The 25,831-nt window shown below is 62.5% G+C and carries 22 protein-coding genes; 6 read left to right on the forward strand and 16 right to left on the reverse strand.

Translation table 11 applies throughout. The features are described from left to right. Positions 1 to 21 precede the first annotated feature (21 nt). Positions 22 to 912 (reverse strand): LysR family transcriptional regulator, encoded by an 891-nt coding sequence (locus OSC50_RS22295; protein ID WP_266245619.1) that lies wholly within the window; start codon positions 910 to 912, stop codon positions 22 to 24. A gap of 102 nt (positions 913 to 1,014) precedes the next feature. Here OSC50_RS22295 and OSC50_RS22300 point away from each other — a divergent pair, with 102 nt between their 5' ends. The 4 genes from OSC50_RS22300 to OSC50_RS22315 all read left to right on the forward strand — a co-directional run bounded on the left by OSC50_RS22300 (position 1,015) and on the right by OSC50_RS22315 (position 4,420). Further along, entirely contained in the window at positions 1,015 to 1,350 is a 336-nt protein-coding gene (locus OSC50_RS22300) for a DMT family transporter (RefSeq protein ID WP_034095574.1), read from the forward strand. An 82-nt stretch (positions 1,351 to 1,432) separates the two neighbouring features. Beyond that, a complete protein-coding gene (locus OSC50_RS22305; RefSeq protein ID WP_266245616.1) occupies positions 1,433 to 2,602 on the forward strand; it encodes an NAD(P)/FAD-dependent oxidoreductase in 1,170 nt (389 codons plus the stop codon). Next, positions 2,599 to 3,411: an aldo/keto reductase gene (locus OSC50_RS22310; RefSeq protein ID WP_253510142.1), complete on the forward strand. Its 813-nt coding sequence runs from the start codon at positions 2,599 to 2,601 to the stop codon at positions 3,409 to 3,411. Before OSC50_RS22305 ends, OSC50_RS22310 begins: the two co-directional genes overlap by 4 nt. Positions 3,412 to 3,451: 40 nt before the next feature. After that, positions 3,452 to 4,420, forward strand: a complete 969-nt coding sequence (locus tag OSC50_RS22315; RefSeq protein WP_266245614.1) for a metal ABC transporter ATPase — start codon at positions 3,452 to 3,454, stop codon at positions 4,418 to 4,420. 56 nt (positions 4,421 to 4,476) lie between these two features. Here the strand turns inward: OSC50_RS22315 and hldE are convergent, their stop codons facing one another. Both hldE and msbA read right to left on the reverse strand, forming a co-directional pair. Next, positions 4,477 to 5,901 (reverse strand): bifunctional D-glycero-beta-D-manno-heptose-7-phosphate kinase/D-glycero-beta-D-manno-heptose 1-phosphate adenylyltransferase HldE, encoded by a 1,425-nt coding sequence (hldE, locus tag OSC50_RS22320; protein WP_266245612.1) that lies wholly within the window; start codon positions 5,899 to 5,901, stop codon positions 4,477 to 4,479. Between the two features lie 111 nt (positions 5,902 to 6,012). Next, positions 6,013 to 7,818: a lipid A export permease/ATP-binding protein MsbA gene (gene msbA, locus OSC50_RS22325; RefSeq protein ID WP_181080411.1), complete on the reverse strand. Its 1,806-nt coding sequence runs from the start codon at positions 7,816 to 7,818 to the stop codon at positions 6,013 to 6,015. A gap of 157 nt (positions 7,819 to 7,975) precedes the next feature. On the opposite strand from msbA, the gene OSC50_RS22330 reads away from it, so the two are divergent. Next, a complete protein-coding gene (locus OSC50_RS22330; protein ID WP_266245610.1) occupies positions 7,976 to 9,829 on the forward strand; it encodes a bifunctional O-antigen ligase/aminoglycoside phosphotransferase family protein in 1,854 nt (617 codons plus the stop codon). A gap of 52 nt (positions 9,830 to 9,881) precedes the next feature. Here OSC50_RS22330 and OSC50_RS22335 read toward each other — a convergent pair whose 3' ends face one another. From OSC50_RS22335 to OSC50_RS22360, 6 genes are all read right to left on the reverse strand, one after another. Beyond that, positions 9,882 to 10,763, reverse strand: coding sequence for a glycosyltransferase (locus OSC50_RS22335; protein ID WP_253510135.1), 882 nt, complete (start codon positions 10,761 to 10,763; stop codon positions 9,882 to 9,884). After that, the gene (locus tag OSC50_RS22340) at positions 10,760 to 11,908 is read right to left on the reverse strand and encodes a glycosyltransferase (protein WP_181080408.1); all 1,149 of its coding nucleotides are present in this window, start codon (positions 11,906 to 11,908) and stop codon (positions 10,760 to 10,762) included. The genes OSC50_RS22335 and OSC50_RS22340 overlap by 4 nt, the downstream gene beginning before the upstream one ends. Positions 11,909 to 11,989: 81 nt before the next feature. Further along, complete coding sequence (locus OSC50_RS22345; RefSeq protein ID WP_266245609.1) at positions 11,990 to 13,396, reverse strand: PIG-L deacetylase family protein; 1,407 nt, start codon at positions 13,394 to 13,396, stop codon at positions 11,990 to 11,992. Then, positions 13,393 to 14,292 (reverse strand): GNAT family N-acetyltransferase, encoded by a 900-nt coding sequence (locus OSC50_RS22350; protein WP_181080406.1) that lies wholly within the window; start codon positions 14,290 to 14,292, stop codon positions 13,393 to 13,395. Before OSC50_RS22350 ends, OSC50_RS22345 begins: the two co-directional genes overlap by 4 nt. Continuing rightward, complete coding sequence (locus tag OSC50_RS22355) at positions 14,293 to 16,050, reverse strand: carbamoyltransferase family protein (RefSeq protein ID WP_253510128.1); 1,758 nt, start codon at positions 16,048 to 16,050, stop codon at positions 14,293 to 14,295. 142 nt (positions 16,051 to 16,192) lie between these two features. Next, positions 16,193 to 16,549, reverse strand: a complete 357-nt coding sequence (locus tag OSC50_RS22360; protein ID WP_253510126.1) for a YceK/YidQ family lipoprotein — start codon at positions 16,547 to 16,549, stop codon at positions 16,193 to 16,195. Between the two features lie 185 nt (positions 16,550 to 16,734). On the opposite strand from OSC50_RS22360, the gene OSC50_RS22365 reads away from it, so the two are divergent. Beyond that, complete coding sequence (locus tag OSC50_RS22365) at positions 16,735 to 18,819, forward strand: TonB-dependent receptor family protein (protein WP_253510125.1); 2,085 nt, start codon at positions 16,735 to 16,737, stop codon at positions 18,817 to 18,819. Positions 18,820 to 18,831: 12 nt separating this feature from the next. Here OSC50_RS22365 and OSC50_RS22370 read toward each other — a convergent pair whose 3' ends face one another. Genes OSC50_RS22370 through waaF form a run of 7 tightly spaced genes read right to left on the reverse strand, consistent with a single transcriptional unit; the run spans position 18,832 to position 25,781 of the window. Beyond that, on the reverse strand, positions 18,832 to 20,274 hold the full coding sequence (locus OSC50_RS22370; RefSeq protein WP_253510123.1) for a lipopolysaccharide kinase InaA family protein: 1,443 nt from the start codon (positions 20,272 to 20,274) through the stop codon (positions 18,832 to 18,834). Next, a complete protein-coding gene (locus OSC50_RS22375; protein WP_181080401.1) occupies positions 20,274 to 21,026 on the reverse strand; it encodes a lipopolysaccharide kinase InaA family protein in 753 nt (250 codons plus the stop codon). Before OSC50_RS22375 ends, OSC50_RS22370 begins: the two co-directional genes overlap by 1 nt. Then, entirely contained in the window at positions 21,023 to 21,757 is a 735-nt protein-coding gene (locus tag OSC50_RS22380) for a lipopolysaccharide kinase InaA family protein (RefSeq protein ID WP_253510121.1), read from the reverse strand. The genes OSC50_RS22375 and OSC50_RS22380 overlap by 4 nt, the downstream gene beginning before the upstream one ends. Continuing rightward, entirely contained in the window at positions 21,757 to 22,563 is an 807-nt protein-coding gene (gene rfaP, locus OSC50_RS22385; protein WP_253510119.1) for a lipopolysaccharide core heptose(I) kinase RfaP, read from the reverse strand. The genes OSC50_RS22380 and rfaP overlap by 1 nt, the downstream gene beginning before the upstream one ends. Then, positions 22,560 to 23,684, reverse strand: coding sequence for a glycosyltransferase family 4 protein (locus OSC50_RS22390; protein WP_266245604.1), 1,125 nt, complete (start codon positions 23,682 to 23,684; stop codon positions 22,560 to 22,562). Before OSC50_RS22390 ends, rfaP begins: the two co-directional genes overlap by 4 nt. Beyond that, a complete protein-coding gene (waaC, locus tag OSC50_RS22395) occupies positions 23,684 to 24,745 on the reverse strand; it encodes a lipopolysaccharide heptosyltransferase I (RefSeq protein WP_253510117.1) in 1,062 nt (353 codons plus the stop codon). Before waaC ends, OSC50_RS22390 begins: the two co-directional genes overlap by 1 nt. 1 nt (position 24,746) lies before the next feature. Beyond that, positions 24,747 to 25,781 (reverse strand): lipopolysaccharide heptosyltransferase II, encoded by a 1,035-nt coding sequence (waaF, locus tag OSC50_RS22400; RefSeq protein WP_253510114.1) that lies wholly within the window; start codon positions 25,779 to 25,781, stop codon positions 24,747 to 24,749. Positions 25,782 to 25,831 lie beyond the last annotated feature (50 nt).

Here is a 25,831-nt window from a genome sequence, read left to right on the forward strand (position 1 = left end):
CGGCGGAGTTTATCCACTTTTTCAGTCAATCGCCCGCAGACACTCGGCAAAACGCTCAGCGAGAAATCGCGCGGCAGGCCCCAGGGGCTCATCGCGCCGCCAGACCAACTCGACCACCAGCGCCGGTGGGGTCCATTCGCTGTCGAGTTCGACCATCAGGTTCTGGTAGGCGGGGTATTGCACCACGTGCCGAGGCAGCCAGGCCCAGCCCAGGCCACGGATCAGCCATTCGGCCAGCACGTAGAAGCTGTCGGCCCGCCAGACCTGCGGGCTGGCGGCTTCGCTGCCGGGATAGACACTGGTCTGGGTCGACATCAATAACTGGCGATATTGCGCCAGACCCTGGCAATCCACGCGGTTCTGCGCCGCCAGCGGATGCCGGCGCCCGCAGACCGTAACCATCTCCACACTGCCCACCACCCGACGCTCCAATGCTTCGGGAATTTGGTCGTGATAGAACAGCATGCCCAGGTCAGCCCTGCGCTCCACCAATTTGCGCGCGACATCGCCTTGGGCGGCGCTGGAAAGCTGCACTTCCAGATTGGGAAATTTCCCCGCCAGGGCGTCCAGGCTGTCGAGCACCGGCTGATACAGCATCGCCTCGTCCTGAGCCAGGCGCAGACAGGCTTCTTCGCCACGCATCAATGACAGGGCGCGTCCGCTGAGGCGTTCACACTGGCGCAAGACTTCGCGCGCCTCTTCGAGCAACACAGCGCCGGCTTCGGTCAGGCGCGGCTGGCGACCGCTGCTGCGTTCGAACAGGCTCACGCCCAAGTCAGCCTCCAGCATTGCAATGCCGTTGCTGACCGCCGACTGTGCCTTGCGCTGCCCGCGTGCCACCGCCGAAAACGAGCGCTGCTCGGCCACGCTGACAAACAGACGCATCTGCTCCAGATCCCATTGAACGCTCATACGCGACCTATCTCTTATACGGATAGGTAATGACTTTACCCCATCCAGGCAGCGGCTAAAATGCCGGCCTGATTGACCCGCCCTACGCCGAGGATTTCCCCTATGAACGCTGCCTATTGCTACCTGGCCATCGCCATCTGCTCGGAGGTGATCGCCACTGTTTCCATGAAAGCTATCAAGGGCTGGAGCACCCCGATCCCACTGCTGCTGGTGATCGTCGGCTACGGCGTAGCGTTCTGGATGCTCACCCTGGTGGTGCGCACAGTGCCGGTGGGCGTGGCCTATGCCGTGTGGGCCGGGATGGGGATCGTGATGGTCAGCGTTGCGGCACTGTTTATCTACGGGCAGAAGCTCGACCTGCCGGCGATGCTGGGCATGGGCTTGATTGTGCTGGGAGTGGTGGTGATTCAGTTGTTCTCCAAAACCGCAGGGCATTGAGCCGCGGCCAACGTGTCGCACTGATAACGGGGCACTGCGCGCTATACTACGCGCCCATTTCCAACGCAGAGGTCCCGCGCGCATGCCTATTTCCACCGACGTTCTGATTGTCGGCGCCGGGGTTGCCGGCCTCTGGCTCAACGCGCGCCTGCGCGGCCAGGGATTCGCCACGGTGCTGGTGGAGAGCGCCACCCTCGGTGGCGGACAAAGCGTCAAGTCCCAGGGGATCATTCACGGCGGCGCCAAGTATGCGTTGCACGGCGCCCTCACCGGCGCCTCCGAAGCCATCGCCGACATGCCGCGCCGCTGGCGCGAAGCTCTGGCCGGCGACGGCGAGCTGGACCTGTCCGGCGTGCGCGTGCTGTCCCAGGCCCACTACCTGTGGTCCCCCGGCACACTCGCCGGCAACCTCACCAGTTTCTTCGCCAGCAAGGCCGTACGTGGCCGGGTGGATCAGGTCAAGGGCGACGAGTTGCCGCCGGCTTTGCAAGACAAACGCTTCAAGGGCAAGGTCTACCGCCTGGCCGAACTGGTAGTGGACGTACCCAGCGTCATCGAGCGCCTCGCGCAGCTGGCCGGTGACAGCCTGCTCGCCGGGCAGCACATTGAACCGCTGCTGGACGGCGACAGCCTGGTGGGCTTGAAAGTGGACGGCCGCGAGATTCGCGCCCAACGCATCGTGTTGAGCGCCGGCGCCGGCACCGCAGACTTGCTCAGCGCCCTGGGCCTGAGCCAGCCGGCCATGCAGAAGCGGGCGCTGCACATGATCCTCGCCAAAGGCCCCGGCCTGAAGCCGCTGTACGCTCACTGCCTGGGCGGTGGCACCAAGCCGCGCCTGACCATCACCACGCACCCGGCCGCCAATGGCGAATGGGTCTGGTACATGGGCGGCGACATCGCCGAAGCCGATGGCGTGGCGCGCACACCAGAGGCACAGATCGCCACCGCGCAGCAAGAGCTGGCACACCTGCTGCCCTGGATCGACATGAGCCAGACCCGCTGGGCCACCCTGCGTGTCGATCGCGCCGAGCCCCTGCAGTCGGGCCTGAGCCGCCCCGACAACGCCTTCCTCGCCGAGCAGGGCCGCCTGCTGGTGGGCTGGCCAACCAAACTGGCCCTGGCGCCGGACTTCGCCGATCGCGTGCTGCACAGCCTGGAACGCGACGGCATTCAGCCTGGCGCCACGCAACCGCTGCCGGAACTGCCCAAGCCCGCCCTCGGCGTGCCCGTCTGGGAGACCCTGTTGCCATGAGCCTGCCTACCCTGCACGACCTGCATCGCCCGCTGGGCAGCACCGGCCTGCTCGTCTCGCCGCTGGGCCTGGGCACCGTCAAGCTGGGTCGCGACCAAGGGGTGAAATACCCCAATGGTTTCCAGATCCCCGCCGACGACGAGGCGCGCATGCTGCTGCGCCAGGCCCGGGAATTGGGCATCAACCTGATCGACACCGCACCAGCCTACGGCATGAGCGAAGAACGCCTGGGGCCGTTGTTGCGCGGCCAGCGTCAGGAGTGGGTGATCGTCAGCAAGGTGGGCGAAGAATTCGAGTCGGGCGTGTCGCGTCACGATTTCAGCGCCGCCCATACACGCCTGTCGATAGAACGTAGTTTGAAACGACTTGAAACGGATTTTATCGACCTGGTTTTGGTGCATTCGGACGGCAACGACTTGCACATCCTCAACGACTGCGAGGTGTACCAGACGCTGGCGCAGCTCAAGCACGAGGGCAAGATTCGCGGTTTCGGCTTCTCCGGCAAAACCGTCGAAGGCGGCGTGCAGGCTCTGGAACAGGGGGACTGCGCGATGGTTACCTACAATCTGAACGAACAGGCCGAGAAAGCCGTCATTGATTATGCGGCGGCCCACGGCAAAGGCATCCTGGTCAAAAAGGCCCTGGCCAGTGGTCACGTGTGCCTGGCGCCAGGAATGGATCCAATTCGCGCCAGTTTCACCTTGTTGTTTGCGCAACCGGGCGTCGCCAGTGCTATTGTCGGGACCATCAACCCGCTGCACCTGGCCCATAACGTGGCGACCGCTGCCCAGGTCATTCGTCAACTCTGATGCCGCCGACGCGGCGACGCCGTCGCAAGAAGGAGCCGACATGCCGCGCACGCTCATAAGAAAAAACCCCAGCAACTTCAAGACACTGCCGCTTCACGTCGAAGCCACACCCGAAGGTCTGAGCTACCAGAGCGTCGGCATGCCGCTCAACTTCGCCCAGACGCTGCAACGGCGCAAACCGGTGGAAGTGCCGGATGCCGAGCGCTTCGCCGTGGAGCTGGCCAACCTCGGGGTGTCGGTGCGCCTGACCCTCCATTGGCAAAACCGTGAGTACTGGGTGCTGGTGCGCCAACGTCGCCAGGACCGTGGCGACGTGGTGCTCAAGCTGATTTCCGGCTACGTCCCCGCCCACGAATTGAACCTGCCGCTGCACACCGCCATTCAGGAAATCGCCGAGGAATGCCTGCTGGAGACCCCCGAAGGCTGGCTCGGCGGGCGCTTCAACGAGACGTGGCTGCCGGCGCCCTACTCCACCGCCCTGCATTACCGCGAAGCCCTGCCGTTTCGCCTCAGCCCGCTGTCCGGCGCCGCGCGCCCGGTACGCTGCGCGACCACTCAGTTGATCGAGCGGCCGCGAGCCTACGTGCATTTGCCGACGGCCTCGCTGCAATTGATTTACGACCTGCGCCTGGAAGTCCCGAAGGAAGCCAAGTCCTTGAGCCTGTTCCACGTGGACGAGCGTCTGGAAGGCGACCAGTTGGTGGCACGCCTGGATCGCCAGCGCCCGGACCTGTACCTGATGCCGCTCAAGGACGGCCAGCCACTGGCCGAGTTGTATACGGTCAAGAAGGATCAGCTGTACCCGGCGAGCACACGGGGCCTGTACCTGGCGGAAAGCTTCGCCCAGCAGGAAGGCTGGGTGGTGCGTGAAGAGCGGATTCGCTGGAAGGATTGGCTGCGCCAACAGGGGCTGGCTGAGCCTGAGAAAGAATCGAAATTGAAGCGCTTGACCGGCCGAGCGCGGCAGATGCTGCGCAAGATCGTGCCGAAGAAGAAACGAGCCACCTGAACCAGGCGTGAGCCCTGGCAAGCAGGCCTGACAGCGATCAGGCCCGCTTACCAGCGTTACTCATTGTTGCGGATTTTTTCAACAATCGCCGTGGTCGAGCTGTTTTCGACCAGGCCCAGCACTTTGACCGTGCCACCGTAGGCGCTGACGATATCGGCACCTACCACCTGGTCGACCGAGTAGTCTCCGCCTTTGACCAGCACATCCGGCTTGACCTGGGCCAACAGGTTTTCCGGGGTCCCCTCGGGAAAGCTGATCACCCAGTCCACCGCGCCCAGACCCGCCAGGACCGCCATGCGCCGGTCGACGCTGTTGATCGGGCGGCCTGGGCCTTTGAGGCGGCTGACCGAGGCATCGTCGTTGACCGCGACGATCAAGCGATCGCCTTGGGCGCGCGCCTGCTCCAGGTAAGTCACGTGGCCGGCATGCAGGATGTCGAAGCAACCGTTGGTGAACACGATGCTCTCGTTATGGGCACGGGCATCGTCAATCGCCAGCAGCAATTGCTCAAGGCTCAGCACACCACGTTCCGAGCCTTCGGAACGCTGGATGGCGCGGCGCAACTCAGGCGCACTGATCGCAGCGGTACCCAATTTGCCGACTACGATGCCCGCCGCCAGGTTGGCCAGTGCCACCGCGTGCGGCAGCTCTTCGCCGGCAGCAATGGAGGCGGCCAATGTGGAAATCACGGTATCGCCTGCGCCGGTGACATCGAACACTTCACGGGCCCGCGCCGGCAGGTGCATGGCCGGGTGGCCGGGGCGCAATAGCGTCATGCCGTGCTCGCCACGGGTGACCAGCAAGGCCCCCAGGTCCAGGTCAGCCATCAGCGCCGCACCTTTGCTGACCAGTTCGTGCTCATCGGCGCAACCGCCGACGATGGTTTCGAACTCGCTGAGGTTCGGCGTGATCAGGCTGGCGCCCCGGTAAATCGAGAAGTCCTTGCCCTTGGGATCGGCCAGCACCGGAATGCCCCTGGCCTTCGCGGCCTGGATCAGCATCTGATGGTTCTTCAATGCACCTTTGCCGTAGTCGGACAGCACCAGCACCTTGATGCCTTCAAGCAACTCGTCGACCTGGTCGCTGAGAGCCAGTGCATCGGTGGCGAAGGGTTCTTCGAAATCGATCCGCAGCAATTGCTGATGACGACTCATCACTCGCAATTTGACGATGGTGGGCTGATGGGCGATGCGCTGAAACAACGCGCGCACGCCGGCGCCGCGCAGGCTGTTGGCCAGGCTGTCGGCGGCTTCGTCGTCGCCGGTCACGCCGACCAGGGAGGCCGGCGCGCCGAGCGCGGCGATATTGAGGGCGACGTTGGCAGCGCCGCCCGGGCGGTCTTCGATTTGCTCGACCTTGACGACCGGCACCGGCGCCTCAGGGGAAATCCGTGAGGTACCACCATGCCAGTAACGGTCGAGCATGACATCGCCGACCACCAAGACGGGGGCTTGATCGAATCGCGGCATGGACAACTTCATGGAGCAACCCACATACAAAATGAACAGGGGCGCGATATTAGCACAGGGTTACAGGAGGTTTGCGGGAGGGTTTTGCAATGTGGGAGCCGGTCGCCGGCTCCCACACAAGGTTCAGGTAATGTCGGCGGCAATCGGTGCATCCAGGCCCATGGCATGCAGGCGGGCGTAGTAGCCGTTCTGTGCCAGGAGTTCGCTGTGCGTACCGCGCTCGACAATCCGGCCGTCGTCCATCACCAGGATCAGGTCGGCCTTTTCGATGGTGGACAAGCGATGCGCGATCACCAGGGTGGTGCGGCCCTGCATGACCTTGTCCAGCGCCGCCTGAATGTGACGCTCGGACTCGGTATCCAACGCCGAGGTGGCCTCGTCAAGGATCAGCAACGGCGCATTCTTGAGCAGCGCGCGGGCAATCGCCAGGCGTTGGCGCTGGCCACCGGACAACAGCACACCGTTTTCGCCGACCTGGGTATCGAAACCCTTGGGCAACTGATCGATGAAGTCCTTGGCGTTGGCATCCGCCGCGGCGGCTTCGACGTCCGCGCGGGGGGCGCCGGCCAGGTCGCCGTAGGCGATGTTGTTGGTCACGGTATCGCTGAACAAAGTCACGTGCTGGGTCACCTGGGCAATATGCTTGCGCAGGTTGAGCAGCTTGTAGTGTTCAATCTCGATACCGTCGAGCAGGATTTCGCCACTTTCATGGTGATAGAAACGCGGGATCAGACTGGCCAGGGTCGACTTGCCGCTGCCCGAGCGCCCCACCAGCGCGATCATCTGCCCAGGCTCGGCGGTAAAGCTGATGTCCTTGAGCACATGACGTTCGGTGCCTGGGTAGGTGAAGTTCAGGTTGCGCACGTCGAGGCGCCCGCTGACCTTGTCGCGCTCGATCGTGCCGTGGTCGATTTCGACCTCTTCGTCCAGCTGTTCGAAAATGCTTTCGGCGCCCGCTACACCCTTCTGGATCGTCGAGCTGACTTCCGAGAGCTGGCGGATCGGCTTGGGCAACAGACCGGCCAGCGTGATGTAGGCCACCATGTCACCGGCCGATGCATCGCCACGAAGATAGAGGACCAGGAACATCAGCACCGCCATCGCGGTGTAGATCACCAGTTGCAGCGCCGGCGTGTAGATTGCCCCGGTGCGTGTCATGCGCAACTGTTTGTTGGTGTTGCTCTGGCTGGCCTTGAGGAAGCGTTTTTCTTCATACACCTCGCCGCCGAAGCTGCGCACCACGCGGTAGCCCTGGATGGTTTCCGAAGCCACGTGAGTCACATCGCCCATCGCCACCTGAATCTTCTTGCTCTGCTTGCGAAATTTCTTGCTCGCCGTGCTGACCATCACCGCAATCAACGGCAGGATGGCGATCATCACCAGCGTCAGGCGCCAGTTCATGAACAGCAGCGAGGCAAACAGGAAGATCACCGTCATGCCTTCACGGATCACAACCTTGATCGCATCGGTCGCAGCGCCCGTGACCATGGTCACGTTGAAGGTGATACGTGAAATCAGATGCCCGGAATTGTGATTGTCGAAATAGCGGTTGGGCAGCGTCAGCAGGTTATTGAACAACTGCACGCGCAGGTCGTGGACCAGGCCCAGGGAGACCTTGGCCAGCAGGTAGTTGCCCAGGAACGAACCCAGGCCCTGCCAGGCGGCGATCAGGATGATCAGCAAGGGCACGGCTTGCAGCAACTGCAAGTCGCGCAGGTACGGCACGCTGGGGAAAAGCACGGCCTCAGGGTTGGACAGGCCGTCGACAAAGTATTTGAGGATGTAACCCAGCATCGGCTGGGTCGACGCGAAAATCAGAAATCCGAGGATACTCAGCGCGAACAAGCCCGCGTAGGGCCTCACATAACTGAGCAGACGGAAGTATATTTTCAAGCTCGAAGGGCTTGCGCTCGGACTGGAATCGGTCATATCACGCGGCGTTTTAAAAAAGGAGGCTGACTTTAGCACAGCTTCTCTGTTGTACTTGCACCCGGCATGACCCAATGCCGGGCTGGCCACAACCAGCGACATTATAATGCCACTACCTTAAGATGGTCGGCTTTCTCTTTCTGGAATGGCTTTTTATATGCACTCCAATCGCCTCAGTTATGGCAAAAATCGCGTCTTCGACTTCCTGGTCCTCTGGATTCTGCCCATAGGCTTGTTGTTGCTTCTGAGTGCGCTGTTCTTTGTGACCAACCGCAATGTGCTGCACAAGTTCTACTACGGTCTTTTCAGCGCGCCGACCTTGCTGCTGCTGTGCCTGCGCCCCAGGGAAATCAAGGAGCTGTTGCGCGAGCCGCTGGCGATCGCGTTTCTGCTGTTTTCCGCCTGGGCGCTGATCAGTCTGCTTTGGAGCCCGGAGCACCATCCCGACACCGACTTGTTCAAGCGCCCCCTGCACACGTTCATGCTGTTCGCCGGTTGCGGGTTATTGCTGCATTACCGCCATGAACTGTTCAAGCCGATTTTCTTCAGTGCGGCGGTGATCGCATTGGTGGTGTGCGCATGCAACCTGGTGGTATTCATCCAGGCCTACGAGCCCGGGATGCGCATGATCGGCGGGCGCGGCGCTCTCGACAACCCATTGCTCAGCTCCCACGTATTCGGGTTTTTCTGCGTTTACTGGCTATATGTCTGCGTTACCACCCAACGCCTGCACGTGCTGTGGTTCAGCGTGCCCGCCCTGGCGATCATGACCGCCGCGGTCATCGCCACGGGCTCACGCACACCAATGGTGGCGTTGACCCTGAGCATCCTCTGGATAATCTTCATCAGCCGTAACCGCCGCGCTGCGCTGTTGATCATCGCACTGCTCGCTGGCGCTGCGGCGCTGCTGTTCTACCCCGAGATCATCACCACCCGTGGCAGCTCATTCCGCCTTGTGCTGTGGGACATGTCGCTCAAGCTCATCGCCGAACATCCCTGGATCGGCCACAGCTACGACTCCGAGCTGTACCTGACACTGGCCGACGGTTATCAACTGCGCGAGCCCCACAGCTTTGCCTTGGGCGTGCTGTATTACGTGGGCATCATCGGCTTTATCCCCTGGATCTTCATGCTCGGCTGGGGCCTGTACAAGAGTCTCAAGGAACGGGCGCAGCCGCTGTTCATCCTGGCATCATCGCTGCTCGCCTACGGCATCGGCGCCGGCCTGACCGAAGGCGGTGGGATTTTGTCGCGCCCCAAGGAGCACTGGTTCCTGTTGTGGATTCCATTGGCAATCATCGCCGGCCTGAGCATCGCCCAACGTCGTCGCAGCGTGCTGGACAGGTCGGCTCAGCCGCTCAAGCCAGAAGCGTTCGAGCAACTGTGCAGCGATGCCCATGTCATAGAAGCCGATGGCCTGGGCCCGAAAGTGCTGCGGTTGTCCGACGGGCGCTTCCTCAAGGTTTTCCGCCCGCGCCGCTGGTACACCTCGGGCAGCTTCAACCCCTACTCTGAACGATTTGCGAACAACGCCGAGCGCCTGCGCACCCTGGGTATCCCCACGCCGCAGATCCTTGCCCTGTATGGAATGCGTGATGGCAGCAGCGCGGTCGTTTACTCGCCGCTGCCTGGCCTGACCCTGCGCCAGGCCCTGCAAAGCCTGGACAGCAGCCTGCGCGAGTCCCTGATCGAACGCTTTGGCCAGTTCATGGCCCAGCTGCATGAACGCGGTGTGTACTTCCGGTCGCTGCACCTGGGCAATGTGCTGCTGATGGATGACGGTGAGTTCGGCCTGATTGATATCGCCGACCTGCGCATCTTTCCGTCGCCGCTGCGCAACACCTTGCGCCAACGCAACCTGCGCCATATGCAGCGCTACCCGCAGGATCGCGCCTGGTTGTTCGAGACCCACTTCGAACAGTTGGCCAAAGGTTATGCCTGCATTGCCAGCCAGGGCGCCACCAATAAGATCCGCGAGCAGGTCCTGGCGCTGGCCCATCCCGCCACCTGATAAAAAAGGCGACTATCACTGCTGATAGTCGCCTTTTTCACCGCCTGCCCGCTCAGTGCTTGAGCGGCAGCAGATACAACCTCACCAGGCCGCGCAAAGTCTTGCGCCCCCAGAACTTCAGCGGGATCTGCCTGAGGATTTCCTTCGCCAGTGGCCGATCACGGTCGGCTGTCTTGAGGAACATCGAGTTCAGGAAGTTGTAGCGCACCGCGTCATAGGCCGGGTGTTCGCTGAACTTGGCATAGGTCTTGAGAATGTTCTGAATCATGTAGCGGTGGTTTTTGTAGGTATTGCTCGCGTGCTGCCGATAGCGCGCCATCACCTGGTCGAGGGCGTCGATGGTGTAGCCCGCCGCTGTTATTTTCAATTGGATCAGCAGGTCTTCCAGAGGAATCTGCGGGTCAAAACCTCCGACCTGCTCCAGCACTTCACGGCGAATCAGCATGGTCGGCGCCGGTGGGAAAGGCTTGCGATCCATGAAGATGTCATCGAAGTCGAGACAGCGAAATGGCACGTCGCGACGTTGTTTCTTCTCAGGGTGCAGATTACCGTCGCCGTCGATCAGCTCGATGTTGCCGGCGCACATCCCCACCGTTGGCTTGCCCTCCATGTACGCTACCTGGGTCGCGATACGATCGGGCAGCATGATGTCATCCGAACCGAACGGTGCGATCAGGCTCCCTTTCGCGCGCGCGATCGCACCATTGAGGGTGGCACTGAGCCCCTGATTCTGTTGCACCTGAAAGTCAAAACCGTGCTCGGCCTGCAAACGCCGGATACGCTCGACGCTGTCATCCTTGGAGCCGTCGTCCACCACCAGTAATTCGATATTGGGGTACGTTTGCCCCAGTACGCTGAGAATGCTTTCTTCGATATACCGGCCGTGGTTGTAGGACGCGATGATCACCGAGACCAGGGGTTGTGGCTGATTCATGCTCTACCTACTTCACGCAAACCGGTTTCAATCAGAGTCAGGTACTTGTGCTTGAATTCATCAAGCGTGTGGTTGGCTTGCAGGTAGCGGAACACCTCTTCACCCTTGGCACGCAACTGCTCATCGCTCAGCGCCAGATAGGTATCCAGGGCCGCGGCCAACTGTTCGACATTGCCGGGGTCATGGGACAGGCCACCCGCGCCCTGTACCAGGGGCAGCATCGCAGGGCCATTGGAGGCAATCACCGGCAAATGGCCGCTCATGCCTTCCAGCAGCGCCAGGCCCAGGCCTTCGAACAGCGATGGCATGGTCCAGATGTCGAAGCCGCGCACGTATTTCATGCCGTCTTCGCGAAAGCCCAGCAAGTGCGCGCGGCCGGTCAGACCCAGGCGCTCGATGTCCGCACGCAGATCGGCTTCGGCACGACCGGAGCCGATGATTCCGACCTGCGCTTGAGGGTATTTGTCCTTGAGCGTGGCGAACGCTTGCAGCAAATGGGTGTGGCCTTTGATCGGCACCAGGCGGCCCAATGCGCCGATCATCCGCGCATCCATTGGCAGGCCCAAGGCCTTGCGGGCGTCCTCGCGGGACAACTGCAACGCTTCTGCCTGAGGAATGTCGATGGCGTTGGTCACGTAGGTGGTGTTTTCCCGCGTGAACCCGCAGTCGAGGCCGACCAGGTAGTCCTTCACCGCCTCCGACACACCGACAAAGCGCCAGGCCGGGCTGACCCAGCGCCGAGTCTGACGTCGACGATAACCGCGCGCGTATTCGCCAAAACCATGGGAGATGCCGATACACAGCGGGATCTTCAACCAGCGGTTGAGCGATAGCATCATGTTCACCGATTTAAAGCGGTTACAGATGACCACATCGAATTTCTGCTCGCGGCAGTACTTGTAGATCTGCCACATGGCGCCAAAGCGAATGCCCTTGAGGGACTTTTCCGGCAGCTCGAAATAATGTGAGTGCTCGGCGACGCTGAGGGGTTGGCCGGGCAGCGGGCGCCCGCTGAGAAAGCCGGATGTCACCTCGAAACGCTCAACCGGCAGCGATTTGACGATCTGCTCACCCAGGTCGGCGAAGTCATGGGTCTTGACGTTGTAGTCCGGCTGTAACTGCAAAACCTTGAAACGCGGCTTCATAACTCTCCATGCAGCGATCTGGCTACGGGCACACGGCCCGGTAAAAAGGAGCGACAGGCCCGGCCTGCCTTCAATGGGATTTCAGTCCTGCCTCAGGACCCACAACAGCTCGTGACGACGCACGGCCTTGCGAAAGAATTCATTTTCGCCATAGGGCGATGGACCACGGCCCGCCAGAACCTGCTGCAACCACTTGCGCACGCGGCGCTTGAACGGTGCTCGCGGCTGCAGGTCGTGCATCATGCCCAACGCCATGGCCTTGTCCCGCTGCTGACTCAAGGTCAGCGCAACACAGCAGGGCACAAGCTCAGCTGCCGAATCAAAATGCGGCGGCAGTGCGACTCCGGTGCCGGAGTCCCCCATGGGCCAGCGGTCGTTATCATGCAGGTGATTGGCGTAGCCGAGCAATGTGTCGGGTCGCCATTCCAGCCCTTGCAAGGCTTCAAGTACCGCGGCATGGGCACAGATATGATCGGCGTGGGGATCGAGCAAGGGCGTCGGCAGCACGATCACCTGTGGCCGCGCCTTGAGCAGCAGCGCGCGCAGATCGGCAACCAGGTTGTGCCAGGTCGGCGCGCCGTCCACATCGCCGGGCAGCGCGAAACCGTTGAACTGGCGAAACAGCCGCGTATCGCTCAACTCGGCCTCGCGCGAGGCCTGGGGTCGGTCCGGCGCGGCCTGCATTGCCTGCAGCTGCATACAGAAGTAACCCAGCTGCACACACTGCGCCTCCGGCACGCCAGCCCAGCGTGGCACGGCAATGCTGTCCCAGGCGCGCAAGCGCCCTTTGAGGCGCGCAGCCTCAGCCTTGGGCAGGCCCATGCGTTGATAATGTTCGGCTTCGATCTCACCTGCGGTCAGGGTCACGATCCAGCTTTCGGCCGCCTGACTGTAAAGACTGAACGCCGCCAGCTCAGCATCGTCGGCGTGCGGCGCGATCACCATGACCCGTTGCTGGCGATAGTCCGGCTGGCGCAAGCGCCACAGCACAGGCTGCCCTTTGATCCGACAAAACCGGCCGCGCAATTTTACCCTGCCCGCGGCCAATGCTTCGGCGGCGCCGGTCAGATTCAGATAACGACGCCCACCGACCCCACGCTCGAAGGCTTGGCGATCCGGCGCATCCAGGCCCAGCAGCTCCACCGCCGGATCGCAGAAACGCCCAAGCCATGAGCTTCGCAGTTCAATACCGACAATCAGCGTGTCGTCCGCGTCCAGCGGTGTATCCAGCAGCAAGCGTCCCGCCTCCAGGCGCAAGCCAGGCTGTTCGCTGCCGGCGGGAAACGCGTATTCATAGTTGTCTTTGGGCGAGTAAAACAGGTGGTCGGAAAACCAGGCCTCATGAGCCATCCACAGCAGCACTGCGAGGATCAACGGCAACCACCAGGCCACCAGTAAGCCGGTCGCGACCAGTATCAGCAAACTGACCAGCAGCGCGATGCGCTTGTTGCGCCGATGGCGCTTGAGCAGTTGCTGCTTGCGAGTCATAGGCTGAACACCGGCACCGGATTGCACCAGCGCTCCTTGTATTCACGGTCGGCGCGACCGAAGGAAAAGCGCAGTGACTTATCCGCCGCACGCGCCTGCTCCCAGGCACTCTGGGTATTGAGAAAACTCAGCACGCTGCCGGGGCTGAACGCACGGGTTTGCGGGTCGACGCCGCCGTTGACGTACTCGGCGCTGAACCACTCGCGAGACTGCACCTGATACACCAATTGCACGGCGATCGGGGCGTCATTGAGAAACAGCACCGAGCCGAACAGGAACTCCTTGAGCAACTCCAGCACCTCAGCCAAGCGCGCCGCGCCTGCCGCCGGAAACCCCCAGCGGCGCTGGAACAGGTCGCAATAAATCGCCGCCAGCTCCACGCTGGAGAACTCGCTGACCGCGCGCACCACACCGCCCGCTTCTTCCAGCAGGCGCAATTCGCGACGCTGGTTGTAGCGAAACTTTTTCGACAAGTCTTCAGGGGTGCGCGCCATGGCCAATTGTTCGGCCTGGGGCTTGAGGGTACCCACCCGCCCTTCATTCAAGGCCGACAGATAGCGCCCGCGATGGCGCACCGGCAACTGGGCATCGGCGGCAATCGGCAGGATGATCTCGGCATTGCCCAGGTCGAACAAGGCCTTCTTGCCGTTGCGCTTGAGCACGTCCTTGGACAGCGCCAGGTCGCGCCCCCACGTGGCAATCGCCCCCTTGAGTTCGCCGTCCTGTTCCCACCCCAGGTAGCGCACCGGAATCCGCGCCAGGCCGGCCAGACGCTCGACCACCTGCGGGTGAGTCGCCACGCTGCCACCGAAGCGCTGCCAGGCCTGGGCGTAAACCTCAGCCTCTACAGGCTGCCAGCCGCCACGTTCACGCCATGCCTGGAAGCGATTCAGCATTTAGACCACAGCGTCATAAGGGTCCACGCCATCCTTGACCACCAGGATGTCTTCCATGATCAGGTACTGCAGGTCGGAGCCGAAGAACATGTTCAGCGCGTCGGTGGGCGAGCAGATCATCGCTTCGCCACGGCGGTTGAGCGAGGTGTTCAACGACACACCGTTACCGGTGAGGACTTCCAGCTCTTTCATCATGTCGTAGTAGCGCGGGTTGTACTCACGCTTGAGCACTTGGGCGCGCGAGGTGCCATCTTCATGGACCACTTCCGGCACCCGGGTTTTCCATTCTTCGGCCACTTCAAAAGTGAAGGTCATGAACGGCGCCGGGTGATCGACCTTGATCATCTGCGGGGCTACGGTGTCGAGCATCGACGGGCAGAAAGGCCTCCAGCGCTCGCGGAACTTGATCTGGTGGTTGATGCGGTCGGCCACGCCGGTGGCGCTCGGGCAACCGATGATCGAACGACCGCCCAGCGCACGCGGGCCAAACTCCATGCGGCCCTGGAACCAGGCCACCGGGTTGCCGTCGACCATGATTCTGGCGATGCGCTGCGGCATGTTCTCGATCTTGCGCCAGTTCGGCTTGCTCTCGTGCTTGGCGCACGCGGCAATCACGTCTTCGTTGCTGTAGGACGGGCCGAGGTAGACGTGTTCCATCTTCTCCACCGGCACACCACGGGCGTGGGACACATAGGCGGCCGCACCGACAGCGGTGCCGGCATCGCCGGACGCCGGCTGCACGAACAGCTCTTTGACGTCGTCACGGGCGATGATTTTCTGGTTCAGCTTGACGTTCAGCGCACAGCCACCGGCGAAGGCCAGCTTGCCGGTGTTCTTCAGAATGTCGCCCAGATAGTGGTCGATCATCTGCAAGGCCAGCTTTTCAAACAGCGCCTGCATGCTGGCGGCGTAGTGGATGTAGGGTTCGTCGGCGATATCGCCTTCGCGTTTGGGGCCCAGCCACTCGATCAGTTTCGGCGAGAAGTAGAAGCCCTTGCCCTTCTCTTTGTAGCGACGCAGGCCGATGACGTTGGCGTAGTCGGTGTTGATCACCAGCTCGCCGTTTTCAAACGAGGCCAGGCGCGAGAAGTCGTACTTGCTGGCATCGCCATACGGCGCCATGCCCATGACCTTGAACTCGCCGTCGAGCATTTCGAAACCGAGGAACTCGGTGATCGCGCCGTACAGGCCGCCGAGGGAGTCCGGGTCGTAGAATTCTTTGATTTTGTGGATCTTGCCGTTCTCGCCGTAGCCGAAGAACGTGGTGGCGTACTCGCCTTTACCGTCGATACCGAGGATCGCGGTTTTTTCCTGGAAGCCGGAGCAGTGGTAGGCACTGGAGGCGTGGGCAAGGTGATGCTCGACCGGCTCGATCTTGATCTTCTTGGGATCGAAGCCCAGTTGCTCCAGGCACCATACGATCTTGTTGCGATAGCGCTTGTAGCGACGATTGCCCATCAGGATCGCGTCGAGCGCGCGGTCCGGGGCGTACCAGTAACGCTTGGCATAGTGCCAGCGCGCCTCGCCGAACAGGCTGATCGGGGCGAACGGGATCGCCACCACGTCAACGTCCGAAGGCTTGATGCCGGCCTGCTCCAGGCAGAACTTCGCCGACTCGTAGGGCATGCGGTTCTTTGCATGTTTGTCGCGTACGAAGCGCTCTTCTTCGGCGGCCGCGATCAGCTTGCCGTCGATATACAGGGCTGCGGAAGGATCATGGCTAAGGGCGCCGGACAGGCCAAGAATCGTCAATGCCACAGGGGTCTAGCCTCTTTTAGTCTGCATGCAGGCGGGTTGCGCCTGAAAAAAGTGCGCTTCCCGCCCAGGCGGGAAACAGCTAAAGGGCGGGATTATAGCTTAAAAGCAGTGGGAAGCTGTTAGCGGCAAGCGGCAAGTGGGCCTAGCGGTAGATCTCGATGCTGCCATCCTTGTTCTGGCGATAGATCGTATAAGGCAGTGCCAATGTGTCCAGTACGCCGGACGCCACGAACTCGACCGCGATGGCCGGTATCGAATCGCGCCCCAGCCCAATCTGGCCGCTGTCCTGCAGGTTCTTATCAGGGGCAGGCTCGCCATTGAGCGTACAGAACCCATAGATCACACCGCTGTAGATGCGCGGTACGTTGTCGCAGTGGCTGCGCGAATCCTTGAGATTCTGGCTGGTCACGGCGTCGGGGCGGAACACGGTGTTGATCGTGCCGCAACCGGCCAGCACCAGCAGCACAGGCAACCATAAGACGCAGGACAGAGTCTTCACAAACCGCTCCTTTTGCTTGCCATTAACGAAGCGTGCCACGCTAACATCGACGCCCCTGGAGGCCCAGCGTGGGAATGCCGATTTGCAGCGTAGGCTGATTCCGAAATGATAAAAGCTGCGCGAGCCACTAAACTCGCGCCTTTTTGCGCGTTTACACCCTAAGCGCCACGGAATTCGGCCGATTGATGAACCACCTCACCCGCCTCACCCTCTTGCTGCCCGGCCTGTTGGCCCTATGTGACACCGCAGGCGCGGAAGACGCGCCCCTGATACTCGACCCCAGCGTCGTCACCGGTTCACGCAGCGCCAGCCCGACCTTCGACCTGCCTTACTCAGTGGACGCAATCGACCGCGACCAGATCAGCGACGGCCAACTGGGCATCAACGCCTCCGAAGCCTTGGCGCGCGTGCCCGGACTGGTGGTCCAGAACCGTCAGAATTACGCGCAGGACCTGCAGATTTCCTCCCGTGGCTTTGGCGCCCGTTCGGCGTTTGGCGTACGCGGGATCAAGTTGTTTGCCGACGGCATCCCCGCCAGCACCCCGGACGGCCAGGGCCAGGCCGCCACGTTCAACCTGGATACCGCCGAACGCATTGAAGTGCTGCGCGGACCGGCCGCGACCTTGTACGGCAGCAACGCCGGGGGTGTGATTCAGATGTTCTCGCGTGAAGGCGAAGGCGCGCCGCGTATCGGCGCCGAAACCCTGGTGGGCAGCGACGGCCTGAACAAGAACCACCTCACCGCAGAAGGCGCCACCCATGGCGCCGGCTTCGTGCTGGATGCCTCGCGCATGGACACCGACGGCTACCGCGACCACAGCAGCGCCCGTCGCGACCAGACCTTCGCCAAGCTCAACCTTCACCCGGACGATGACAGCAAGCTGGCACTGATCTACAGCAGCCTGGAGCAGAACGGCACCCAGGACCCGCTGGGGCAGACGTGGGCCGCCTACAAAGCCGATCCACGCTCAGTGAGCGCCAACGCCCTGACGTACAACACGCGAAAAAGCATCGACCACCAGCAAGTGGGGATGAACTACGAGCGGTATGTGGGTGACGCGACGCTGCAGGTGAATGCGTATACGGGGCGGCGCAGCGTCATTCAGTACCTGTCGATCCCCAAAGGCACGCCCGCCAATGAGCGGGGCGGCGGCGTCGTGCAATTCGATCGCCAGTTCTACGGCGCCGGCGCGCGCTGGATGCAGCCCATTGACAGCGCGCCGGGGGAGTTGATGATTATCGGCGGGCTGGATTTCGACCAGAGCCAGGACAGCCGCCACGGCTACCAGAACTACAGCGGCAACACGCTGGGCGTAAAAGGCCAGTTACGTCGTGACGAAGTCGACACGGCGCGCAGCCTTGATCCCTACCTGCAAGCCAATTGGGCCCTTGATCGCTGGACCCTGCAAGCAGGTGTGCGCCATAGCAGCATGGAGATGGACGTCGACGATCAATTCCTCAGCAATGGCAACGCCAGCGGACGCAAGATCTATCGAAAAACGACGCCTTCCATGAGCGTGATGTACGCCTTCACCCCCGACCTGCACGGCTACGTCAGCGCAGGCAAGGGCTTCGAAACGCCCACCCAGGCCGAATTGGCCTACGCACCGGGTAACGCCGAAGGCTTCAACTTTGGCCTCAAGCCGTCAGACAGCACCCAGTATGAAGTGGGCTTGAAGGCGCAGGTGGGGAGCACGCGGGTCAACGCCGCCGTGTTCCAGATCACCACCGAGGATGAACTGGTGGTCAATCAATCCCTGGGCGGGCGCACCAGCTATCAAAACGCCGGCCGCACCCTGCGTCGCGGCTTCGAACTTGGCCTGCAAAGCCAGCTGGCGGAACAATGGAGCACCCACCTCGCCTACACCCGCCTGCAAGCCACCTACGACAGCGCCTTCATGGGCGGCGGCAACCCGGTGGATAAAGGCAATTACCTCCCCGGCGTACCGCAGACCACGCTATTTGCCGAGCTGAACTGGAAACCGCGGGACTGGGTCAGCAGCGCCATTGAAGGCCTGTACCGCAGCAAGGTCTATGTCGAAGACACCAACCAGCAGCACGCCGCGCCGGGGTACAGCGTATTCAACTGGCGGGCGCGCTTGGAGCAGAAGGTCGAGCACTGGACTTTCCACCAGACCTTGCGCCTGGATAACGTGCTGGACCGGCAGTATGTGGGCTCGGTCATTGTCGGCGATGGCAACGGCCGCTACTACGAAGCCGCGCCCGGCCGTTCGTGGTACGCCGGCGCCGGGGCCGAGTATCAATTCTGAGCGTCGAAGCGATCAGGTGGGCTGCTTGGGCAAACGCTCATCGATCAGCTGATACAGCGCGCTGTCCTGCGGCCAGTTACGCATAAATCGCGCACGGTCCTTGGCATAGGCCGGGGCGAAGCTGGCCAGGCTGCGGTGTTGGCACATCGCGTCAAGGTCAATCAGCGCCCAGCGGTCTTCGTGCCAGAACAGGTTGTGGCCCTTGAAATCGCCATGACTGATGCGCTCGCGGATCAACTCGGCGAACAGACGATCCAGCGCCTGCAGTTCGTTTTCCGGTGCGTCGCCGTGTTCAACGTAGGGCGCGAAGCGCTCGATGATGTCCGGCCCCGGCAGGTATTCGGTGATCAGGTACGCGCGGCTGCGCAGCCAGAGGAAACGCTTTTCCAGCACGGCCAGCGGCTTGGGCGTGCTGATGCCGAGGAACGCCAGACGGTTGCCTTCGCGCCAGGAATGCCAGGCGCGGCTTGGGCGCCAGAAGCGCTTGAGCCAATGGGCGAAACCCTTGATGTTGTAGCGCTTGATCACCAGCGGCCGACCGGCCACCTCGACCCTGGCTACGCTGGCGGCGCCGCCGGTCTTGTACAAGTGGCCCTGCTCGAGCAGGGCGTCGGCCTGTTCCAGTACCGGCAGCATCGCCGGCACCTCCTCGCGACGGATCGCGCGCAACCCAAAGGCACCGCGCTCCACGCTGAACAGCGTGCACTCACGGCCGACCTTGTCCAGATAGTCTTTCAAGCGCCACGCACTGACCTTACGCACCTGTTTTTCCAAGGCCTCCAGGGGCAAGGCGTGTTCACCATTGCCCAGCAGGTAGTACACCAGCAACTCTTCGGTGAACGGCTCAAGATTCTTGGGCAACTGGGCGAAAAATACGCCCAGGTTTTCCAGCACACGGTTGCGCGACAGTGGCTTGCCAGGCTCTTCGGCGCGAATCCCGGCACCGTCGATCAGGTACAGTTTGCCGTTCTGGCGCAGCAGGTTGTCCAGGTGCAGGTCTTCCTGCCACAGCCCTTTGGTGTGCATCTGTGCGATCGCGCCCAGCGCCTCAGCGAGCACGGCGGTTTGTTCGTCGGCCAACGGCGGCAAACCTTCGACCGTCTGCCAGGCGTCGGCCAGGCTTTGTGCGCCCTCTATGAATTCGAACAGCAACCAGCCTCCCTCGCCTTCCTGCAGGCCGTCCGCCAGCAGCAACGGCGTGGTCAGGCCCTGTTCGGCCAGCAGACGAACGCCGCTGAGCTCACGCTGGAAATGCCGCGCGGCCTTGCTGCCTACCAGCAGCTTGGCCAGCACGGCACGCCCGCGCCACACCGCCGCGCCAACGTAGCGCTGGCCTGGCAACACGCGCAGCAGGCTCAAAAGTTGCAACTGCCCAGGGCCGGCGGCGTCCGCCAGCTCCAGCGTCAACGGCAGGCTCGGCGCGCGGCCGACGTTTTTCAGCTCCGACAGGCGCATCAGCGCTTCTCCTTATGGCTGCGCCGGGCCGTGAGGCGCTGCAGCCAGGTCGAGACCAACGCGCTGTCCTCGGGCTGCTCGAGATAGGCCGCCAACAGTTGACGCACCTGCACCTCGGACCACTGCGGGGACCGGCGCAGCAAAGGCTCCAGATCCTTGACGCGATCACGCCAGCCGAACAGCAATGGACGGGTTTTCTCCAGGTCGATCAGTTGCGCGGCGTAACCGTCGCCGGTGGCCTGCAGAAAAATATGCTTGGGGTAGAAACAGCCATGCACCTGGCCGACGCCGTGCAGCCGGCGCGCCAATTCACCGCAGGCCCGCAGGATCGCGCGGTGCTGGACATCGCTGAGCGAGGACCACTGCTCGAGCAACGACTCCAGGTCGTTCCAGCCGTCGAGGGCACGAGTCAACAGCATGGCGCGATACTCGCCGGCCACCTTGCGCTCGCCGTAGAACGCCGCCTGCAAGGCCGGGATCCCCAGGGCGCGGTAACGACTGATATTGCGAAACTCGCGGGAGAAACTCGGCTCGCCGAATGGCCGGTGCAGGCTGCGCGTCAGGTAGTTGCTCTGGCGCTTGAGGTAGTAACCCTGCCCCTCCAGCTCCAGGCGAAACACGCTGCTCCAGCCGCCACGGCTGGTGTTCGGCTCGTCCACCGCGTCGAGCTGCTTGGCCCACAACGCGTCGAACGTGGCCAGGCCGTTGCGCTCCAGCAAGGCCCGGTCGGCAGCCGCCAGGAAGTCACTCATTCACGTCCCTCGAAAAACTTCACCACATGGCGAATTCGTTGTTTGTCGGACGCCGTCAGGTGGGTGCGTTGTCGATATTTCATATAGAAACGCAGGCGCTGGGTGGCCGACAGATGATATTTGGCGACCTTGTCCAGGCAGGCCAGGTCCTTGGTGATGCGGTACTTGAGCCAGAAACCGCGCCAGAAATCGCCGTTGGGGCAATCGATCAGGTAGAGGGTGCACTGATCGTCCACCAGCAGGTTGCGCCACTTCAAGTCGTTATGGGTGAAGCGGTGATCGTGCATGGTGCGCGTATATTCGGCGAGCTGCCGGCTGATGGCATCGACCCAGCGGGGGTCCTTGAGCCGCGCATCATTGCGTTCGGCCAGAACCGACAGGTCTTCGGTCTTGGGCAATTCGCGGGTAATCATCGCCCCACGGTTGTAGGCCAGCCCGTTGCGATCCAGGCCCCAGGCGACTACATCAGCGGTAGGGATGCCCCACTTGGCGAAACGCTTGAGGTTCTGCCATTCGGATTTCACTCGCGGCTTGCCCAGGTAACGGCGCAAGCCCTTGCCCGCCCCGGAGTAACGCTTGACGTAGTAATTGACCCCGCCACGCTCAACCCGGATCACTTCCGACAACGGGTCTCGAGTCAACCGTTCGCCTTGCAGCGCGAACACCGCCTCCAGGCTGCCGAAGTCGTCCGCCAGGGCGGCGTAGGCCGGTTCCAGGTTCCAGCCCGCCATCAGAGCGCATCCCCGTAACGTTGCTTGCGCGCATAGAGTTTGGCGGCCATGCGCTCCAACTCGGCCAGCAGCGGCGCTTGCTCGGCCAGGATCCGGCGCAACGGTTGCTGAAAGTAATGTTTGAGAAAGCGCAGTTTGTCGCGCCGGGTCAGGCCGATGTCCAGGGCGGAGTAATACAGCCCGGCCAGGTCCTTGTTGCGCCAGCGCATGGGGATCGTCGCGCGCACCTGGGCGCGGTGCAGGTCGATCACGGACAGTTTGAGAGTATCCACGGCGATCGGTCGGTCGGTGTGCAACAGGAAGTGGCAGAGGTAACAATCACGGTGATTGACGCCGCCACGATGCATCGCGCCGACCGTACGCGCCAGCTCGGCGGTCAAGGCGTGCTTGATCGCCGGCACCGGCGGCTGCTTGAGCCAGTCGAGGGTCAAATCCTCCAGGCTGATAATCGGGGTCAGCTCGCGCGTAACGATGAACGAGTGCTGATCAGCCGGATTACTGCCCTTCTCACCAAAAGCCACGGCGGTCATGGTGGGCACGCCCAGCTCATGCAAGCGCTGGATCGCCAGCCACTCCTGGCCCGCGCCCAGGACCGGCAACTTGGCGGTGACCAGGTTTTTGAGGATCTCGCCCCAGCCGATACCGCGATGGATTTTCACGAAATAGGGTTGACCCTCCACCACCGTACGCAACGTACGACGGGCGGCCAGCTCGCGGAACACCTGGCCTTGCAGTTTCTCGACCTCGGCGAACGCATCGCGTCCGGCCCACAGGGTCTTGAAGGGTTCGGCAAGAATCAACTTCATCGGTTTGGCTCCGCCAGAATCAAGTCCGCAGCGTACTGCGGCATGCTAAACAGGTCGGCCGTCTCGGCGAAAGCCAGGCCATTGCGACTCCAGGTCGCGCGCGCCTGCGGATCGTCGAGCATATCCACCAGGTATTGATTGAGCTGGGCCTGCTCGAACGGCTCGTCCAACACGCGGCCACTCTGGGCCTTATCGATATAAAACGCGTAGCCGCAGACCTGGCTCACCAGCACGGGCAGGCCGGCGACTATCGCTTCGACCAGCACCATGCCGGCCGCTTCGTTGTAAGCAGGGTGAATCAGCAAGTCCGCGCCCAACAGGAAACGCGGAATATCGTTGCGCCCCTTGAAGAACTGCACCTGGTCACCCAGGCCGAGTGCGGCACTCTGCAGTTGGAATACTTTGGGGTCGTCCTGGCCGATTACAAACAGCCGGGTGCGTTTCTTCAGCTTTGCAGGCAACGCAGCCACAGCCTTCAGGCTACGGTCGACGCCCTTGGTCTTGAAGCCAGAACCGATCTGCACCAGCAGTAAATCTTCCTCGGCCAGGCCGAATTCGGCGCGAAACTCGGCGCGGATCTCGCCGGCGTTCGGCGGCGCGCGTCGGTCTCGGGAAATGCCCGGCGGCAGCAGGTGAAAACGCTCGGGCTGGGTGCCGTAATACTGCGTGAACAGCTGCTGCTGACGCTCGGACAGCACCATGATCCGGGTCGTGGCGTTTTTATCGAACACCGCGCGCTCGTATTCGGCAAAGTGCTTGTAGCGCCCGAACCAGCGGTACATCGGGTTGCGCAGGGTCTGGGCCTTGTCTTCGAATACGCCGTCGGCGGCGAAGTACAGGTCCAGCCCCGGCATTTTGTTGAAACCCACCACGCGGTCCACCGGGCGCTTGGCCAGGTCGGCCTGGATCCAGGCATGCAGCTTTTCATTGCGACGGTGGTTGACCAGCGCCTTCACGGGCGCCACCAGCACTTCGAAACCTTGCGGAATATCGCCTTCCCAGATCAGCGTATAGACACGAATCCTGTGGCCGCGCTGCTGGCACTCCAGGGCAATGCGCATGAAGTCACGCTGCAGGCCGCCGAAGGGGAAATATTTGTACAGGACAAAAGCCAGTTGCATCAGTGCAGCTCCTCAGCCAGTAACAACGTGCTCAGTCGGCTTGCCACACGCTCAGGGTTCAGGCGCGTGAAGCACAGGGGCGACTCGCGCGTGATGTCGAACCGACGCAGGTCGTCGGCCGTCGGTTGATAGGTACAGTGTTTCTGCAGGCATGGCGCGCACGGCCAATCGCTGGCCAGGTGAATCTGCGCCTTGCCATAGGCGCCGGTAAGCCCCGGATTGGTAGGACCGAACAGCGAAATGGTCGGCACATCCAACGCTGCAGCCAAGTGCCCCAGGCCGGTGTCTACCGCCACGCAGGCGCGGGCGCCGGCCAGCACGCGGGCCACGCCGGCCAGGTTCAGCTTGGGCAGCACTTCGGCGTTCGGCAGGCCTTGGGCCAGCCTTTCGGCGCGCGCCTTTTCGGCGGCGTTGCCCCATGGCAACTTTACGTCCACGCCCAGACGGCCCATGCGCTCGGCCAGCTCGCGCCAGTAGGCTTCGGGCCAGTGCTTGGTGTCCCAGGTGGTGCCGTGCAGGAGCAGCACGAACGGTTTTTTCGGCGGCAGGCCCAGCAGTTTGTCGACCCTCAGGCCGTAGTCGCCCAAGCCTTTGGGCAAGTCATAACCGAGGGCCACGGCGAACAACTGGCGCAAACGTTCGACGGCATGCTGCCCGCGGGCCACCGCCAGGCGCCGGGAATAAAAGCGCGCCGCGATCGGCTCGCGTGCGGACTGCTTGTCGAAGCCGGCCACCGGCGCACGCACGTAACGGGTCAGCCAGGCGCTTTTGAACAGGCCTTGAGCGTCAATGACCAGGTCGTACTTGGTCGACTGGATGCGCTGTTTGAAGCGCCGCCATTCGCCGCTCTTGAAGGTCTGCCAGAGGTTTTTGCGCCAGCGGCGGATCGCCACCGGGATCACCTTGTCCACGGCCGGATGCCAGGTGGGAATTTCGGCAAAGCCTTCTTCCACCACCCAGTCGAATTGAATGCCGGGGATCGCACGCGCCGCGTCGGTCAGTGCCGGCAAGGCATGGATCACGTCGCCCAGGGATGAGGTCTTGACTACCAGTACCCGCAACTCAGTGAACCTCGACCACGTCGCCCTGCAACCGCTGCAAGGCTTCGCTGACCGGCTGCGGCAACAACTGGCGCAGGCAATTGTAGTGGCCGAAACGGCAGGTGCGCTCAAAACAGGGGCTGCAATCCAGGCCCAGGCGCACCACTTCAACCTTATCGGCCAACGGCGGGGTAAACCCTGGCGAAGTGGAGCCGTACACCGCCACCAACGGGCGATTCAAGGCGGCCGCCACGTGCATCAGGCCGGAGTCGTTGGACACCACCGCATCGGCGCAGGACAGCAGGTCGATCGCCTCGGCCAGCGAGGTGTCGCCGCTGAGGTTCACCGCCTCTTCGCGCAGGCCCGGAATCAGGCGCTGGCGGATGTCTTCGCCCACCGAGTGATCGTTCTTCGAGCCGAACAGCCACACCTGCCAGCCTTCGCGGATCTTCATCTCGGCGACCTTGGCGTAATGCTCCGAGGGCCAGCGCTTGGACTCGCCAAACTCGGCACCGGGGCACAGCGCCAGCACCGGGCGATCCAGGCTCAGGCCGAACTTGGCCAGCGCCGCGTCGCGGGTGACCGGGTCGATCCGCAGGCTCGGACGCGGATACGGCGTGGGCAACTCGGCACCGGGCGCATAGGCCAGGGCCATGAAGCGTTCGATCATCAGCGGGTAGCGTGCCTTGTCCAACGTACGCACATCATTGAGCAGCACATAGCGAAATTCGCCACGCCAGCCGGTGCGCTTGGGGATGCCGGCAAAGTACGGCACCAGCGCGGACTTGAGCGAGTTGGGCAGCAGGATCGCCTGGTCGTACTGGCCGGCCAGGGATTTGCCGATGCGACGACGGGTCGCAAGCTCCAGAGCGCCGTGGCCGAGCGGAAAGCTCAAGGCCTTGCGCACTTCGGGCATGCGTTCCAGGATCGGCCGACTCCACTCAGGGGCGAGCACGTCGATCTGGCAATCTGGATGGCGAAGGCGCAGGCACTGGAACAGTGTCTGTGCCATCACCATGTCACCGACCCAACTGGGCCCAACGATCAGAATATTCATGTAGTTTCCACAAACGATGCGGGGAGGCTTATGCCTCCCCGCCCTAATAA

This window comes from Pseudomonas quebecensis (assembly GCF_026410085.1).
Classification (GTDB): domain Bacteria; phylum Pseudomonadota; class Gammaproteobacteria; order Pseudomonadales; family Pseudomonadaceae; genus Aquipseudomonas; species Aquipseudomonas quebecensis.